The organism is Paenibacillus vini, assembly GCF_018403325.1.
GTDB lineage: Bacteria > Bacillota > Bacilli > Paenibacillales > Paenibacillaceae > Fontibacillus > Fontibacillus vini.
In genome coordinates this window covers 149,033-165,625 of the sequence record NZ_BOSL01000005.1, presented here as the reverse complement: position 1 = coordinate 165,625, position 16,593 = coordinate 149,033, and the positions used below count along the sequence as shown (strand labels likewise).

The window sequence follows — 16,593 nt, the reverse complement described above, 5'->3', positions numbered from 1 at the left end:
TGGTTGATGACCGGATAGTGAATCTATACAATACATTATACAACACGTTGTTTGATCATCAACAAGTTTGAATATGGATATTTAGGAGGCTAAGATGAGAATTTTATTTTTCGGTAGAGGGGTAATATCGACCCAATACGCGTGGGCTTTAGAAAAGGCAGGGCATACCGTTGAGTTTTACGTTAGAAAAGGGAGAAAAGAATCCTTCGGAAGTCATATAGCGCTTGAAATGTGGGACGCACGAAGAGGGAAACAGTTAATCCAAGAAAGCTGGAAAATCAAGCTGCATGAGGAGATAAGCCCAAATTACGATCTCATTATTGCGAGTGTCAACACGGAGCAACTTCCCGAAGCAGCACAATTACTATCGACCACCGCTGGTAACACCCCGATCCTAATATTCAATAATATTTGGCAAGATTTAAAATCATCGATCTCGCCCTTGTCTATGAACAATGTGGTCTTTGGGTTCCCAGGAGCAGGAGGCGGCATTGAGGACAATAAGCTTAGGGGCGGCTTTTTAAAAATGATATTTCTGGAAAAGCCACGGGTAGGCACGGAACAGATAAACAACAAGGTCAAAGAACTATTTGAAAGCGCCCATTTTAAAATCAATTGGATAAAGGATATGCAAAGCTGGCTATGGAATCACTTTGCCATGAATGCAGCGATGGAGACCGAGGTGTTAAAACGGGGAAGTTTCCCAGCTCTCATGAATCACAGTGACTCATTCGCAAATGTCGGTAAGAGTATGCGGGAAATGACCCCTGTACTTAAAGCAAGAGGCGCAAAGACGGACGCGATTACTCTACTGTTGACCAAGATTCCATCGGCACTTCTCGGCACGCTGTTTAACAAGGTTATTTTTGCAAAGGGCAGCTTAGCACGACGCTTCATTGAATACAACAATAGTAAAGCTGGTTTTGCGGTACTTGAAGTTGTGAGAGAAGCAAAAAAGTTAGGTATATCTTTGCCAAGTCTTACTGTGGCATTAGAAAACACTGAACAACACAAAGCTATTGAAACCTGATAAACTGGAAAACTTGATATTGTTCAGACCAACATCAACTCTACTAATGATTATATAAAACTAATAAATTACTTTGGTTATAACAACTATAGCCCGAGCTTTAGAAGCTTCGGGCAAAGTAGCTGTTTATTAAAACAGATAAATGTAGCTTCAAAACACTACACCTGTTCAAACTTAATATATCCCTGCCAAAAAATAGCCCTCAAACCCGCATTCCACCGTTGCCTCAATAAATAAACTCCTGCTACAAAACAATCATTTCCTCCATTTTTGATTCAACTTTTTTTATCACGACTTTATTATAACCTGAATATTGTCTTGATAGAAAAACAGGGGAAAGGCTTGAGGGATAAGGGTTTTCCCCTCTCTCTCGTTTTCCTCTCCCCCGTTTTATCAGGTCTTTATTCGATTTTTAGCACGGGTTTATTATGAATAGCATGGGTTTATTGTGGGGTTACATAGTAGGGAACAGGTTTTAGGATTTAGGGGATTCAACTTCATTGTGTTTTATCCAAATACTTTTCAAGAACTAGCATACTTCTTTCCTGGAACTTATTCAGTAATTCTTTTCTCCTTTCATCAGTGGCAAGCCATAAATCCCTATATTGTTCCGCAAATGCTTTAAACAGTTGATTATCATTTTCTGTTGCTTCTATTTCCAGTATTTCAGACATTATTGCTTTATTTCTAATAACGTTCATAAAATCATGATATATTTGGCTGAGCCTTTCCGAAGCAAGTTTCGATGCAGTTTCTTGCGTGAAAGGTAGACTCGGTACAATAGAACGAACTTTTAACCGCCCTTTATTTTTCCGCTTACCTATATCATTTTGTTCGATATTGTTATCTTCCTTTATCTCAAGCTTTATGATATTCTCTGCATCTAAATACTCGCCTTGAATTGTTGTTTTATATGAAACAATGCCATACTCAGCAAGCACTTGTTCTAATTCATTTAATCGAAAACTCAATAAATCATTTATCTTATCTTTTTTTGTATTCTTGCTTGCCTTACTTTGAATAGGTACATTTATTCCCTCACATCTTGGGTTGTTCAAGAGGTTCACATGAAAGCTCATACTTACTCTGTACATTTTCCCCTCAATAAAATCATCTTTATATGCCAATATTATATTTCTAAATTCCCCATCGATATTGTCATCAAAAATATCCGTATTGCGCAATATAAATTCCAAAAAGATCACTCCCGAATTAGAGTACCAATAACAACTATCTCCAGTTTGGAATGATTATATACTGAGTTATCACCAGAGTTTTGAAAAGAGCAACACTAATCGCTGTTTGATAATACAATGACCTCACTTTATAGAAATTACATATCTGTGATAGTTGCGAGAACTTCATTAATTGTTTTCCTTACTTCATCATTCTTCCCTCCAAAGCCAGCATACAGTTGAACCTGATAAGCAGATGCTTTGCCCCGCTTTTTCATTAAGTCGGCTATCGCCCAATTAATTTTTCTGACACGGTAGCTGTGTATATCCTCAGTGATTTCCTCAAGATACTGCCATGTCTTACTAAGTTTTTTATGGAGAAACCACCTTTTAACTCCCACCGCTCTCCTTATGTTTGCTGGAATAATCCTGATCGGTTTTCCATCAATGCTCAAGATTGTTTCGACAGCCTTCATTGCAAGCTTCAAGCATTCTTCGTCCCTTAGATTCCAATCAATTACCTCTCGTCTGTCTTTCCTTTTCTTAATCCTTGGTGTCACTTCTTCGTACCACTCTCTATCATTAGCAAAAATCCATGTATGAAGACCTTTTCCCATATCTTTAAGTTGAGTTCTTGTAGCCCCCTGATTATCATGTATCAGCCTTAACCATTTGCTTCTCCGTTCATCCAACTCATATATTGGCTTCCGCTTAGCCTTAACTTTGATTTTTCCTATTGTTGAACTACATTCAAATAAGTCTTCAACCTCTATGCCCAAAAACTGTAATAATAAGAGATGTCTCAGCGGACTTCTATTCTTATTGTTATTTCTGATAAAAAGCCTCAACCAATTTGTCTCGCTATTAATATCTATCGTGCTTTGCATAAGCTCTAAATATTCAACTGGATAAAAATTAACAAAGGCTTTTACCAATTCACTGATGTGCAAGTTTCCGCTTTTGGAGGCAAGACCTTTCTCACGTAAACGATCTATGTAATAGTTAATAATGAAAGAGAGATTCTTTCTCTTCTGATTAACATTTAGCAAATAAGCAACATTGCGAAGATAGGTCAAATTTAGCCGTTTAACTTCTTCTGAGTAGTTGTAGTTATCAGATACACGGTGTACTATGTCGCAGACATCTTGATCCGCACAAATAAAATCAACAATGTTATCCGAGCTTCCTACTCTACTATTTACTAATGGAACTTCATGTTTTATGCAAAACAATGCTCCAACAATTTGATGGGATCTTTTCCAGAAGCCTTCTCCTAAGTTTTCGCAATCCTCTACAAGACAGACGGGACAAACTTTTAGGTAATCGTTTAATTTCACTCTGCTACCTGCGACACCTACCAAAGCTTCGATTCCCGTTCCTTTTCCATTTATCATTGCATCTGATATAGAATCAGTATGCTGATTGGATAAAAAAGCAGTGTAGAAATTAAATGGCGTATGGTTCGATATAAGTTCGTCTACTCCAATTTTTGAATTGTGGGGTAAGTTAGCTGTCAGCTTATTCAGATGTTGTGGAAATAACGTTGACTTAAACACCGTCTTACCATCAAATAAGTCTCTAACTAAAGCTATTTTGCTTATCATTCCACACATTCTTTTATATCGAGCTATAACACTATAGAGCAATTCATCCTGATGTAAGATGGGCATAAAATTCATCATAAGAAGTGATCTCCTTGCCCAATACTCATCTCATCGATATAACCTTTTTCTAATAGAAGCAGGCACGGTGAAACATCTGATTTATTGGCTTGAATAAAAACTTTCCTAATATCATCATTCGTATAATCCCTTAGTATTTTATGCTTTGGTTTGATTGAAGAGGAAATTGTATCAGCCACCTGATTCACCTTAATTATGTTCTGCTTCATTTTCTTTTCTGGCTGATCAAGCCTCTCAATTCTCTTATTATGTGTCTCTTCTATTCTTCTCAAATCCTCATATTTGGCGATCTTATAGGGGTTACCTGACCTCAATGAATCCAACATTGGTTTCATCATTTTAAAGTTTTCTTTGACTGTTCTTTTTACAGTCTCAACCGTAATTTCTTCTTTTCCACTGTATATTGCCATTTGCTGAACGTTTACGAACAACTTGATAATGAGGTCTGAAATACCCTGAGTCTCTTCATAAAATATCTGGATCAGTTCCTCACTCAAATGAGTGAATTTTTGATTCCACTGGTATCTCCATATCGACTCCAAAAATAGACGAAACTCATTATCATTCGCCATGTTGTTCCAGATGACTTCACCGCTTCCTGATACTCTTCTTGCTATCCTTAGCTCGGTTTGAAAAATCGGATATGAAGCTGGAGTACCTATAAAAATAACTGGAACACCAAATGAGTTCATTAGTGTAACAAAGTAATTCATCATCTGCTGGACCCCACGATTTTGAAGATGTTGCACTTCGTCCAAAACCATCAAACCAAGTCCTATATTTTGGGATACAATCCCCATAAGCGGAAGCATTGCATCAACACTTAGATTTCGTGAGACATATTTTTTAAAATTGTTCGTTCCGAGTATTTCATCTACTTTCATAAAAAATTGTAGTGATAGTGCCTTTAAACTGGCATTATGAGGGGTTTGTAAAGTAATATGCACCAATTGCGTTTGGTTAAAATGCTGCCCTTTATATGTATCGTGCACAATAACCGAAGGCATATTATTGAGGACCTTATTGACTGTAGTGGTTTTGCCCATACCAGAATAGCCGATTAAAAGTCCACAATTTGCCGTTGTTCTAAAATCAGTTCTAGTATTTATATCATACGTTCTATTTATTATTTGTTTGCCTGTCGCATTCACATATCTAATGTACTCCTTATCAAATGGATTTCTCGCCATGTATCCCTGAAATACAAGCGAGAATACCATATTCCAAATTCGTACATGTTGCGGTAAAGGCTGAAACAGCTTATATAGTCGTTGAACAATATGCACTCTATAAGAGCTATCCAGCTCACGTTCTTCTTCTTTAAATGGTGGAATCGTCATTAATTTCTTAATGATTGTCTTCTTATCAGCAAGAAGAGGTAACGCCTGAATGAAAGGATTTGTGTTATACTCCTCAATTGGAAATTCATTATAGCAAGCTTCCTGAGCTTCCACCCCATTAGGTAGATAGATTTTATTCTTCATCATATTCACCATTATTATCATTATTAAAAAACATGTGTAAGTCATCTGTTTCATCATCTGGTTTTTCAGTATGAACAGTCGGCGTTTCAACGATGAATGTTTCTTTGAATTCGGTTGCTCGATGCAATAAACGCTCGTTCCGTTGATTTTCTTTTATACCCGCTAATCGCTGTGTCTTGCTTTTACCATAATCTCTTTCGGAATCCGTTTTCCTTTTTGCACTCTCAACAATATGCTCGATCTCAGTGAAAAGCTGTATCTTCTCCTGCAACTCTTTCTCCTTGCTCTTCTCATCGTTTTGTTGTTCGTGTTTTGTCATTTGCTCAATTTCTTCAATTCCCTTATTTGCATACTTCATTAAGTGCTCCAATAGAGTCAGTTTGAGTAATCCCTGCTCCCCCTCATCCATCACATATATGTTTGTTAAATCTCGTGGATCATAACAGATATTTACTTTCCAGCTACCATGAATTCGTGCTTTTTGAAACCATTCATTTTTCAATGTATATTCCGAAGCGTACAACATCTTTTTATAAGAGACCCCTCTGGCAGAGACCAAAGCCTTGTCCATCGGAAGAAGATGTGTTTTGATCATCTCTTCTGGCAAAATTCTCAATTGCCCTTTCCTATGTTTTAATCCATGATTCCATATCTGGATGGGTATCTTTTCAATTTTCTCTTCAATCATTAGTTCATCTAACACATAATCAGTAAGAACATGATTTTTATTGTGGAAAAGCACGCACTTTATGATAATAGTAATGAAATCGTCAATTGATAAATTTGCTTTTAAGCGATAATCTGCTTCTCCCCGTTCTTTATTCCCTTTCCCTTTAATTACAACTCCATCGGCAAATGGCTTGACTCTCGAATTCATTACCGAAAACGCTGACTCAATTATTCCTTTATAATCTGCGTGATATGGTGGGCTATTTTGTATCGTAATCCCCAAACCTTGAATTGCATTCTCGATCTGTTTGCCGACCAGTTCTCCCCGATCTGCCATAACTCGGAGTGGCACACAATATGGCCACTCCTCATCTTCTATGTTTACTCCATACTTCGAAGCATACTCTTTTTTGGATGACATACTATTTGCAAGTGCAACCATTGCTCCACTATAAGAGTTCAGTGATTCAAAGCTTACATTAAACCCCATAATTAGTCTGGAGTATACGTCTATTACCATGTGCAATATTGGTCTTCCCACTATTAAGTCTCTATTCACAGAACCAACTAAATATATATCGAAAACAGTCGAATCAATTTGCCACAATGAACCGCACGCACCACCAGCATCCTGCGTTGAATCCCCAATAATTGTTCTAAAGTTTTGCTGATATGCTCTAGTTCCACTCCTTTGCGAAATCTCCACTTTGGCGTTGTTCAACTTCTTAAACCAATACAAAAATTGTTGATACGATGGTAATTGGGATTTCTCTAAGAGTAGGGGGAACTTAATTCCATTCTGTTCAACTTGCTCTTTAACAAAGGAATCCCTGAGCATCAACTCATACGTAATCTTTAATGAATTATTCCGCTCGGAGTAGTAATAACGATTGAGTGCCACTTTAAAGATTTTTTTCATATTGTCATCAACATTTACACCAGTGCCTTTTTCATCATTTCGTGGTTTTCCACGCTTTTTATTACCGCACTTTCTATCCTTATGCTTTGCTCCGCATCTATGGTAATTTGGCAATAAACTGTCTTTAGTTTGCGCTCCATGCCAATAGCGAATAAGCAAATTTTTAACTCCGTTATAGCTCAACTTAAATATCGCCATTGCTTCTTTTATCGCTTTTTCTCTATACTTACTGATGTATAGGTGCTCCACTGTCTCGACATTATTTAATAAGTATTTCACGATCTCCCAGGCCTGTTCTCTTTTCCTCTTTTCTGCTTCGCTTAGCTCCTCTTCAAAGACAACTCTGCAATAAGTGTCTTCTTCCAGAAGAATTATTTCTGTTTGCTCTTGAAGTAGCTGTAGTTCATTTATTCTCAGGGGATTCGCCCATCTATTACTCGCCATATCGATCACATATATAATAGAAGAAACTCGATTAATATAGAGGACTCTAATGACTTTTCCATCCCCATACTTAAACAACATATTCTCATTGTATTTCACGGTTGACCCCCTCCAATCACAGCAATAGGTCTATCATTCTTGCCGTTATATCGATCTTTTTACTCATATCAACCCTTATCTTTTTCGTGGCAATTAAATAACGAAATAGATAAAGACCTGTACCATTAGAAGCTCCTATTTTTTTGTCGAACGCCCTTAAACTATCCTGTATTGCCGAATCAGAATTACCTAGAAAATGATTTAGTAAAACGTCGGAAAGCTGATCTTTATCAAGATTGCTTTGTTCATTCGATAATAACGTCTCTCTGACCCATTCAATGTTCTTAACAAACTGCCTTGAAAGCTGTTTATCTGTTGTTATTTTCCAGTCAATGCCCTTGGCTCTCCAGTACCGATTTTCAATCTCCAGTTTTTCGAAAGAAATCTTTCTTGTCAGCTCGGATGAGTTTTTTATAGCTCTCGCAAGATGTCTTTCTTTATTATCTGGATCCCTTACCGTTAGAAGAAAACTTGTCGTCAGCACTAATTGTTCCCCAGACTCTTTATCACAAAATTTATCAAACCGAAGATTAGCTTTGTCATCAATAACCTCCATAACATCCAGCAAAGGAAAGCATTCTCTAATATCAACTACACTGTCATTCCATTCATACATATGGAACGCCCTTAACTGATTGTCCGAGTGGAAGTGATGTATTCGTTTTGTTTTAATTCCAAATATTCTCGTTGCTCTGCCTTTTGAGGAGAACTCGTGGGTTTTCGTCCATGGGATGTAGGAAGCTTTTTCGCCTTGTCCTCTTCCTTCACTGATATATCTGCGAAGTTTCTCCTTATTCCATTCGCTCATTCCTGACCTCCAATAACTTATAAAAACACTCCATTAGTGACCCATTCCTACTATTTAAATTTGCATACCATCCACAGCCCGCTGTTTATCTTCTGCATTACTGCTGACATAAAAACGGTACACAACATCTACCGAACTATGTCCCGACAGTAGGCAAACCGTCTTAGGATCAACTCCAGATTTAATGAGAGTCGAACAAAATGTATGCCGAGCGGCATGAGGATTTACTTTTTCCTCCAATTGCGCTATTTTGCTATATTTATCTAGTATTTTATTTATTGCCAGCCTGGTAAGCGGTCCACGTTGACCGAGTAGTAATCGGTTTGATTCTGAAGTCGGGCGGACATCCAAATAGTCCTTGATCGCACTAACGGTTTGAGCATTCAAGTTCACTTTTCGAGATTTGCTTCCTTTACCATTCCTAATAAGCACATGGCTGTAGTTGTTCTTTCCATTTCGTTCTGTCAGATAAAAGTCATCCAGCTCAATAGCGACCAGTTCTGAGCATCTAATCCCAGTACCAAACAACAGATAATAAATAGCGATGTCCCGCTTATTGTTTTCTGCCTCGATTGTTCGCTTAAACCGATACAACTCTTGCTTCTCTATAACCTTAACTTCATGATCCAAATGAATCGTATGTTTCAACAACACTTTCTGTAGTTGAACTTCTTCCTTGCAAATACCAAGTTTAAATAGATACCTCTGATACAAAACCACGCTTTTCAATTTTCGATTAATGCTGGTCGGCTTTAGCTTTTTCTGCAAATTCAAATATTGGCGAAACTCCCGAACATCCGTTTCAGTAATCTTCTCACTTTCGTAGCCGAGGGTTCCACTGAGCCATTCTTGGAATTGGCTGATGTCGGTTCGATATGCCTCAATCGTAAGCGGACTCTTTCCCTCACGCCGTAATTCATTTTCAAACTGCTCAATCATTTAATATTCCCACCTTTGCATCCGATTTTGGACTGGCAAAATAATCTTGTGTCATAACTCTTAGTTCTGTAGAGAGTCTACCAATTTCAAATTCTGCGAAGCCGCATTCCTTCGTTTCGAAAAATCAATTAAGCTGCTCGAAACTTGGTACATAACTTTTTAAGGGCATTTTTCAATCAACTTTGCTCCTCATAGTGTCTCTCAATGAGTGCCTCACCTTCTTTCTCTATCAAATTTCCCCACAGACGACAAAGAGAGGTATCCCTTGCCATAGGCAATATTGTCGGTTTTTTTTCACCAGACAAATCACCTACAGCAGAAATACCTCTGCTCTTGAATATGAATTTGTTCACAGTATAGCACAATCACATAATCATGAAAAGCGTGACTCCTTAATTATGATACTTCCTGCTTTCCTTCGATCTTCGCCGAATCCCTTTTCCTCATTGCATTTAGCATCTTGCCTACTTCATCGGTCTTATCGATTATATTCTTATGCTCTTGTTCGTCTATAAATCCACTATCACTCATCAATTTAAGCATGCCTTGTGTTTCCTTTGCATTATTCAATGCTTTTCTATATGCTTCACGTTCTATGGTGAGATAGAATTGCGAATTACCGTTTGCGATCAAGGCAGGAATCTTGCAACTTGCTTTCAACATTTTCTTCTTCAGCGTCCACTCACTCTCAGGCAATGCCTCTGCAACTATTCGAATCCGTTCTGCCCATTCAAGTGATTTCTGAAATACCAATAACGTCCTATAATCCCTATTGTTCAAATCCCTTATCTTTACCATCTGTTCCTCCCCCCTTTAACCTCCCCCTATTCGTTAAGCTACTTCGATTTCATCCTCCATCTCGACCAACAGCTTTTTCATCATGCCAATCAGCATCCGACGAATTTCCATTACTTTTTCAAACAGTGAATCAAATGTGTTCTGATCGATGTATCCACAGCGAAAGAGGATTTCGAGCCAAGTGCAAGTCTCTCCTCCAGAGCCTAATGCCGAATTAAGTTGGCGGAAGCTAACTGAAATATACACCTGAGCATTTGCTTCGCTTATGTTTCCAGCAATGGATGTCGCCGCTCTCCAGATTTGATCACCCAACACCTCCTTCTCCCTCCACGGCAGTGCATCATGGATTATCTTCACTTGGTCAACCAACCCCAAGCTCTTCTGATATACGCTCAACGTCCGTACGTCTCTGTCTACGATATTCCTAATCTTCTTCATGGCTTGTTCCTCCCTTCGTTGTTTCAGCTGTATACTCTTATTTTATTCGATTCAACTATAGATAAAAGCTGATTTTGCTCGAACCAGGTTTCTCCAATTCCCACTTTTGTGATAATAACCTCATTCTTTGCAGAGATCTACGCCTTGCAGTGCAAACCTTTTTTAATGAATGTATTGGCTTCAAGAAACTCTTATTTCTTGAAGTTTATCCAAACGCTCGCTCAAACGAGACTTTCTTCGGATAGACGATTCGTATGCCGATTTAAGCTTATCTACAATATTGTTGATAATCTTTTCGAATTTGTATTCACTTTCATAATCCACACTTGCTTCTTGTCGCTCTAAGTGCAAATGAATAACATCGCATTCGAAGCATTCCTTCTTTAAATAAATTGTATCGAAAGTCTTCAAACTTCCATCGCTTATTAGGAACACTTCCTTGCATAGTTCCCAGTCAATCTCATCCACTACATCGCCATCTTCGATAAAGTCCAACACCTTAACACCCTTCAGGACATTGCCATGTTCATCCTCGAATAGTTCTGAATCGGTTTGCGAATGTTCATCATAATAAGCAAGCGATTTATGAATTTCTTCAAACTCCAAACCCTTCAATGCATATTGAACGATTTGGTACAATTTCTCATGCTCTACTTCTGAAATTTGCCTCTTCAAGAAAACAACCTCCTCATTTGCTTGTTGAATTTTTTGTACGAGTTCTTTTGCTTCGATTGTCATCATCACCACTCCTGTAGTGTATATTTTATAATTTATTGCCTTGAGGCAATAATACTTCAATTCAACTCACGAGTCAATGCATGTATGAAATATACTTATATTTATTTCATTTAATCAATGGATACTGTTTAGAAGATAACTCAAGTGACATAAATAATGAGGTATACTAAACTTGAAACGCAAAAAACGCACCCAGCCCCACTAACCTAGTGGTTTTAGATGCGTCTCTAATACAGAATATTAGTCTAACTCGTTCAACGAAACTGGGGATGATTCTACATGGACTTGTTTTGTTCTCAATCCTTCGTACCGATTCAGCGCAGAATCTCCATAACAACCTTTCCGCCATATAAACAATCAATTCAACTTCTCACCTTTATGTTCCATTTTTCTTAATCTATCTATCCGAGTTTCTCGAAAACTAACGAGATCCTCCATTATTCTTGGAAGTAGATAGACTACATTATTCGAGTCGGCTATCGAAAATTCATAAATCCTGAATAGCAATTCGATTAATCGTTCTTTTTCCCCTGGAGTCAAATATACTTCGACTGGATCGTCCCCCTCTAATTGACGAGTAGGAGCTAAAATCTTGTTTGTACGTATAAGATCTTCTAATGTATCGGGAGAGCTACTAATATCGATTTTGAGCAAATGATCAAATCCAAAAACATTGAATACTTCTCTTATATCTATGTTCAGAGCTGTAGCCAAATAACACACAACAACAAAGCTTGGATTTTCCGTATCTCCAGCTTCCAACCTGTTAATGTATGAAGGATTTATCCTCTTACCAAGTCCCCCAAGATTATCCGCTAACTTTGCCAATGATAGTTCTTGTTTCATGCGTTCTCTTTTAATTATGGTTCCAAATTTATTATCAGCCCTGTTTTCGTTTTCGCTCAATGAAACCCCTTCTCCCTATCCTAGATTATCTTTCAATTAATTACCTCTACTACTCTATTATATATCATTATTGCTTATAAGATACATGGTTTCATTTATTGTCTATATGCGATATGAAAAATCGAAGTATCACGGATAGATCATAAGCTCTAGGTGAAGGACAAAAGTTGTAACGGTTGTTCGTCTTTAGAGACCTTCAAGAAAGTTGTACTGCTTCTCTTATATATAGTATTCCTCAAAAAACAGTACAACTTTTAATTGATTTTACATTTAATCACTATTCGAAGTATTCACATTAGCAGTTTGGGAAGTAGCCTTGTACAAGGTAATACATTATCGTTCTGAGATGGCAAACCTCATTATTGTACTGTGCTTTGTCGATATGGTCAGAACTCGGCAAAAGGCAACTCACTTCCGTTCTGAGGGGATAATTCCTTATTGTTGTACTGATTCTGTCGCTATGGTCAGAACTCGGCGAAAGGCAGTTCACATCCGTTCTGAGTTTGCAATTCCTCATAGCTGTACTGTTTCTGTTGGCACGGTCAGAACTCTGCAAAAGGCAGTTCACTATTTAACGGAGTGGAAATTCCTCTAGGTTGTACTGCTTCTTTCCGCATGTGCAGAAGTTTGCAAAAAGCATTTAAACGTCTGAAACTAAGAAAAACATTTCACTATACTACAGTAACGATAAAGCGTATTGATACTGATTCGTTCAGAACAGTGTGATGGCAATTTCTCATCTCCTAGAAATAAAGAGAAGACCAGACTGAATCATTCATTTCATTGTATTGATTCGAACAACCTTTTCAACTTACAATAGAACAGGCAAAAAAGGATGCTATTCATACGCATCCTTTTTATTCGATTATGCAGAATTGGACTGTTCATCAGGATCATTTCCGTTACCGAGAAAAATGATTTTTTGACCATTGCTTACCATATTATTTCTTTTGAGAAAAGAGTCTACTTCTCGCAATAACTTGGAAAAATTACTTTTATCCGTAGTACCAAGCTGATCCCTTAACTCCTTCTTTTTAATGAATTCTTTACCCGTTTCTTTGGCATCGATAAGTATTTTTTTTAATTTAGAACTATTGGATTCATCTTGTACTTTGGTACTCTCATTCGATTCTTTTTGCTTAACCGTGTTCATAATATCATCAAGGAACTTGATATTCGGCAGTTGCTTCAAAACAAGGTTAATCACCTCTCCACCGTCACTGAATACGTAAATATTAGCACACTGGCTATTGTCTCGGTTAATTCGCTTTATTGCTTGATATATCTCCCCTGCTATAGCAGTTTTTCGAATTTTTTCCACTTCTACATGTTTGTACATCTGAACATTCTCAATAGATTTATTGTCCATCGATCTGTAGTACAAGTAGGTTAGGGCGTAGGTTAAATAATCATAATTCGGGGTCTTGAGTAAGACTACACTATCAAAGTCTCGATAATCATTAACACCAATGATACCCCCAAAATGAGCGATCTTGATCTGACAGTTCAGATTTTTTTCAATCTCAGCTAAACTATTCCCACATTTAGAGAGATGCTGAACAATTGCATTCTCCACTTTCTCCTTGCTGTCTAATTGCGTTACAAATAGGATACCTCTTTTTCCTCCAAATGATATTTTCGCTAACGCATCTCGTTCGAAATTGACATCTTTCTTTAAAGCGGTTTTGGTTGTCTTCACATTTACATGGTGAAACGTTTGATTTGCATAGTCGTACATCTTTTCCTGGTGCTTGACTACAAATTGATCGCTTAATGTGTATCGGTAATCAAGTCCCCCGTTCGCATCCAGGATGATGTTATTGTCCAACATAACAAACCGATGACTTTCGTCAAAGGTATGAAACCCACCTTCATGCAAAAAACCACCATTATTGAAGAGGTGCTGGCATTTGCGAAGGATCTGCCGAACCTCTTTATATTTTTTATCCTTACCACCAGTGATATTTGCCAAAGCTGTTGCAATTGAAATTCGATACTCCTGATAGTTGCCGTTGTTCAAATCCAAATGAATCATCTCATTAGGCCAAGATATATTTAAGTATCGGTCTTTGAGGCTTTGAAGTACCTTCGCTATTTTTTTGATTCCTTGGAGATCTGGCTCCGAACTATACCACAATAAACTTGCCGCATCTTCCTTAGAAATAGTTATTTTCTCAAGAAGATCTGGATACTCATCGATAATTAACGTATGTCTACCTTTTATTAACTCCTGGTGCTCACCTTTGCAAATTTGAATGTACATGTTGTGGGAAATACATAGCACCTGATATTCAGGTAGCCTTTTCATTAAGTGCGCTTTTTTATTTTCTTTCGATTCCGATGAAAACTCATATGCTATTTCCCCCTTTGATCCCGCATGCAGATTAATCTCTTCAACGGTTTTTTCCAACAAACCATCCTTTGTAAATCGCTGAACATATAGAACCTTGTTTGATGGATCGAGCCTCATTTGTCCAAGGATTTTGAATGTTTCTGTGCTTTTGCCCGTTCCTGCCTCATGGTTATTTACAATGAATTTATTTTTGCTCCATTTTTCAGGATTGGTGATCTGCTCTGCTAAATCTGCGAAATACAGTCTTTTCATAACTTCATCCCCTTTTCTCGTAATTTTAATGTGATGCGATCATCATATTATGATTGCAACTACACAAGTACAGCTTTTCGGTTCGATAACGTCTAAGCCGCTATATTCGTTATTTTGTTTTCAAAAAGCAAAAAAGACTGATTTACTACTTCAACATGTTCATTACAGGCTTTCTATCCGAGGGCAGACTACTCCCCTGGATTCAGAGAAAACCGTAAATAAAAAACGTTGAAATAAATAAATCAGCCTTATTGGGCTTATATATGTTGACTAAATGATGTTCAAAATGAAATCTTGCCTAAATGAAATGTAGAATCATAGTACAACATCCCGCTTCGATCGTCAAGACTTTCCTTGCAATACCCCTTCTCCTCCTCCCCCCTCTAATACCCGCCAGTCTGATAGATAACTATCCAATCCCTATTTCCCTGAGATGATGCGACTCTTCCGCCAATCGTCCGACATCACCAGACAAATACATACGACAGTGTCCGATTAAGTCGCCCTCCTCATGCATATAATCTATAAAACTATCAAAAGGGGGAACCATCATGCATACAAATATCTACCAAATAGCTATCGACAGCGGCAAAAGCTACACCAAAGGAGTCATGCGAACAGCAGATATAATCCAGCGAGTAAAATTTCAAACGAAAGTCGAGCAAGTCACAGACTTCGGAGCTGATATTACAACGCCAGGTTCGTTCAGCGTCCAGTTCGAAGGGAAAAGTTATCTCGTAGGGAACATGCTTGATGAATCCAAAATGGACTTCAATCTTAGCAAGAAAAATGATAGTCATCGAATCAGCATTTATATCGCCATTGCTCAACTGCTTCAGAAATCAAAGCAAAATATCGTTTTGAGCAAAGTCAATTTAGCGGTAAATATTCCGATTTCTCTCTACAAGAATGAACAGCAGAAGAATGAATTTGCCGAATTTATCCGAAACAACGGTGAAGCGATTAACATCATCGTCAACAATAAGCCGTATCTATTCCGCATAAACAACATCCTTTTACTCCCAGAGGGAATCGGTCCGATTTACAGCGACATCAACCATTATAGGAAAATGCGTGTTTTGATCTTCGATGTCGGCTCGCTAAATGTAAACATTCAGGAATACAATCAATTGATTCCGTCATATGGCAGTATGTCTACGGCGGACTTAGGCGTGAATATTCTTCGAAGTAAGTTAGCGGACGCACTATCGACTCGTTTTGGCATATCGATCTCCGAGGCGGACATTGAGGCTATTTACCGAGATAAATGTCTGATTATAAATGGAGAAAATATGGAGGAAAGCACAGCAATTATCGAGCAACACATGAGGAATCATATAAAGGAGATTCTCAATTTTGCCCGAAGCCGCAAACTGAGCTTTGCTAATACTGAGGTTATCTTTGTCGGAGGTGGGGCTCTACTATTGAAAGATTACATTTTGGAGCAGATTAGCGGCGCAATAATCTCCAATGACCCACAAATGTCGAATGCTCTATCGTTCTTGACGATCTTGGAGGCGAAGCAACATGGAGCGGCATAGGTTATCAATCTCTTTCAAGAAGGAGCATAGACATTTGTATGAGCACCTAAAATCGGTTACGAATAAAAGTGAATTTATCTCAAAAGCGTTAGATGCCTATATCAGCGGTGACAAGCATTCGGAAATTACTCACGACGAGATCAGAAAAGTCGTTATGGAAATCCTACAAGCTCAGGGAACCCTATCTACTGCTTTGATTCAGCCTCTTACTCCTGCCGATGCCATGATGATTAGTGAGGAAGATGTTGCTCTGATTGCAGATCTCTTCTAGTTTGACAAATAAAACATAAAAACCCCGTTCTTTCAGCTCCTTTTGAG

General features: G+C 38.0%; 14 protein-coding genes. 3 read left to right on the top strand and 11 right to left on the bottom strand.

The genetic code is table 11. From position 1 onward, the window contains the following. Window positions 1-94 precede the first annotated feature (94 nt). Window positions 95-1,030, top strand: a complete 936-nt coding sequence (locus tag KJS57_RS09890) for a ketopantoate reductase family protein (RefSeq protein ID WP_213654642.1) — start codon at window positions 95-97, stop codon at window positions 1,028-1,030. Window positions 1,031-1,527: 497 nt separating this feature from the next. Here the strand turns inward: KJS57_RS09890 and KJS57_RS09885 are convergent, their stop codons facing one another. From KJS57_RS09885 to KJS57_RS09835, 11 genes are all read right to left on the bottom strand, one after another. After that, window positions 1,528-2,226 (bottom strand): hypothetical protein, encoded by a 699-nt coding sequence (locus KJS57_RS09885; protein ID WP_213654641.1) that lies wholly within the window; start codon window positions 2,224-2,226, stop codon window positions 1,528-1,530. A 137-nt stretch (window positions 2,227-2,363) separates the two neighbouring features. Beyond that, window positions 2,364-3,887: a TnsD family Tn7-like transposition protein gene (locus tag KJS57_RS09880; protein ID WP_213654640.1), complete on the bottom strand. Its 1,524-nt coding sequence runs from the start codon at window positions 3,885-3,887 to the stop codon at window positions 2,364-2,366. Then, window positions 3,884-5,371 carry an ATP-binding protein gene (locus KJS57_RS09875; protein ID WP_213654639.1) on the bottom strand — a complete coding sequence of 496 codons (1,488 nt, stop codon included), beginning with the start codon at window positions 5,369-5,371 and terminating at the stop codon, window positions 3,884-3,886. The genes KJS57_RS09880 and KJS57_RS09875 overlap by 4 nt, the downstream gene beginning before the upstream one ends. Then, complete coding sequence (locus KJS57_RS09870) at window positions 5,361-7,502, bottom strand: TnsB C-terminal domain-containing protein (protein ID WP_213654638.1); 2,142 nt, start codon at window positions 7,500-7,502, stop codon at window positions 5,361-5,363. The genes KJS57_RS09875 and KJS57_RS09870 overlap by 11 nt, the downstream gene beginning before the upstream one ends. A gap of 16 nt (window positions 7,503-7,518) precedes the next feature. Further along, window positions 7,519-8,310: a TnsA endonuclease C-terminal domain-containing protein gene (locus KJS57_RS09865; protein ID WP_213654637.1), complete on the bottom strand. Its 792-nt coding sequence runs from the start codon at window positions 8,308-8,310 to the stop codon at window positions 7,519-7,521. A 54-nt stretch (window positions 8,311-8,364) separates the two neighbouring features. Then, window positions 8,365-9,249, bottom strand: a complete 885-nt coding sequence (locus KJS57_RS09860) for a tyrosine-type recombinase/integrase (protein ID WP_213654636.1) — start codon at window positions 9,247-9,249, stop codon at window positions 8,365-8,367. Between the two features lie 396 nt (window positions 9,250-9,645). After that, window positions 9,646-10,047, bottom strand: a complete 402-nt coding sequence (locus KJS57_RS09855; protein WP_213654635.1) for a four helix bundle protein — start codon at window positions 10,045-10,047, stop codon at window positions 9,646-9,648. A 33-nt stretch (window positions 10,048-10,080) separates the two neighbouring features. Continuing rightward, window positions 10,081-10,485 (bottom strand): four helix bundle protein, encoded by a 405-nt coding sequence (locus tag KJS57_RS09850; RefSeq protein ID WP_213654634.1) that lies wholly within the window; start codon window positions 10,483-10,485, stop codon window positions 10,081-10,083. Window positions 10,486-10,665: 180 nt separating this feature from the next. Beyond that, window positions 10,666-11,223, bottom strand: a complete 558-nt coding sequence (locus KJS57_RS09845) for a hypothetical protein (RefSeq protein ID WP_213654633.1) — start codon at window positions 11,221-11,223, stop codon at window positions 10,666-10,668. 357 nt (window positions 11,224-11,580) lie between these two features. After that, window positions 11,581-12,129, bottom strand: coding sequence for a helix-turn-helix domain-containing protein (locus tag KJS57_RS09840; protein ID WP_213654632.1), 549 nt, complete (start codon window positions 12,127-12,129; stop codon window positions 11,581-11,583). An 865-nt stretch (window positions 12,130-12,994) separates the two neighbouring features. Continuing rightward, window positions 12,995-14,734, bottom strand: a complete 1,740-nt coding sequence (locus KJS57_RS09835; RefSeq protein WP_213654631.1) for a hypothetical protein — start codon at window positions 14,732-14,734, stop codon at window positions 12,995-12,997. A 551-nt stretch (window positions 14,735-15,285) separates the two neighbouring features. Here KJS57_RS09835 and KJS57_RS09830 point away from each other — a divergent pair. Together KJS57_RS09830 and KJS57_RS09825 are read left to right on the top strand one after the other, a co-directional pair. After that, entirely contained in the window at window positions 15,286-16,275 is a 990-nt protein-coding gene (locus KJS57_RS09830) for a ParM/StbA family protein (protein ID WP_213654630.1), read from the top strand. Further along, window positions 16,262-16,546 (top strand): hypothetical protein, encoded by a 285-nt coding sequence (locus tag KJS57_RS09825; RefSeq protein WP_213654629.1) that lies wholly within the window; start codon window positions 16,262-16,264, stop codon window positions 16,544-16,546. The genes KJS57_RS09830 and KJS57_RS09825 overlap by 14 nt, the downstream gene beginning before the upstream one ends. Window positions 16,547-16,593 lie beyond the last annotated feature (47 nt).

Bases quoted from the DNA above. Each gene is read 5' to 3' on its own strand.
- KJS57_RS09890 (WP_213654642.1), top strand. From the start codon at position 95: ATGAGAATTTTATTTTTCGGTAGAGGGGTAATATCGACCCAATACGCG.
- KJS57_RS09880 (WP_213654640.1), bottom strand. From the start codon at position 3,887: ATGATGAATTTTATGCCCATCTTACATCAGGATGAATTGCTCTATAGT.
- KJS57_RS09875 (WP_213654639.1), bottom strand. From the start codon at position 5,371: ATGAAGAATAAAATCTATCTACCTAATGGGGTGGAAGCTCAGGAAGCT.
- KJS57_RS09865 (WP_213654637.1), bottom strand. From the start codon at position 8,310: ATGAGCGAATGGAATAAGGAGAAACTTCGCAGATATATCAGTGAAGGA.
- KJS57_RS09860 (WP_213654636.1), bottom strand. From the start codon at position 9,249: ATGATTGAGCAGTTTGAAAATGAATTACGGCGTGAGGGAAAGAGTCCG.
- KJS57_RS09855 (WP_213654635.1), bottom strand. From the start codon at position 10,047: ATGGTAAAGATAAGGGATTTGAACAATAGGGATTATAGGACGTTATTG.
- KJS57_RS09850 (WP_213654634.1), bottom strand. From the start codon at position 10,485: ATGAAGAAGATTAGGAATATCGTAGACAGAGACGTACGGACGTTGAGC.
- KJS57_RS09845 (WP_213654633.1), bottom strand. From the start codon at position 11,223: ATGACAATCGAAGCAAAAGAACTCGTACAAAAAATTCAACAAGCAAAT.
- KJS57_RS09835 (WP_213654631.1), bottom strand. From the start codon at position 14,734: ATGAAAAGACTGTATTTCGCAGATTTAGCAGAGCAGATCACCAATCCT.
- KJS57_RS09830 (WP_213654630.1), top strand. From the start codon at position 15,286: ATGCATACAAATATCTACCAAATAGCTATCGACAGCGGCAAAAGCTAC.
- KJS57_RS09825 (WP_213654629.1), top strand. From the start codon at position 16,262: ATGGAGCGGCATAGGTTATCAATCTCTTTCAAGAAGGAGCATAGACAT.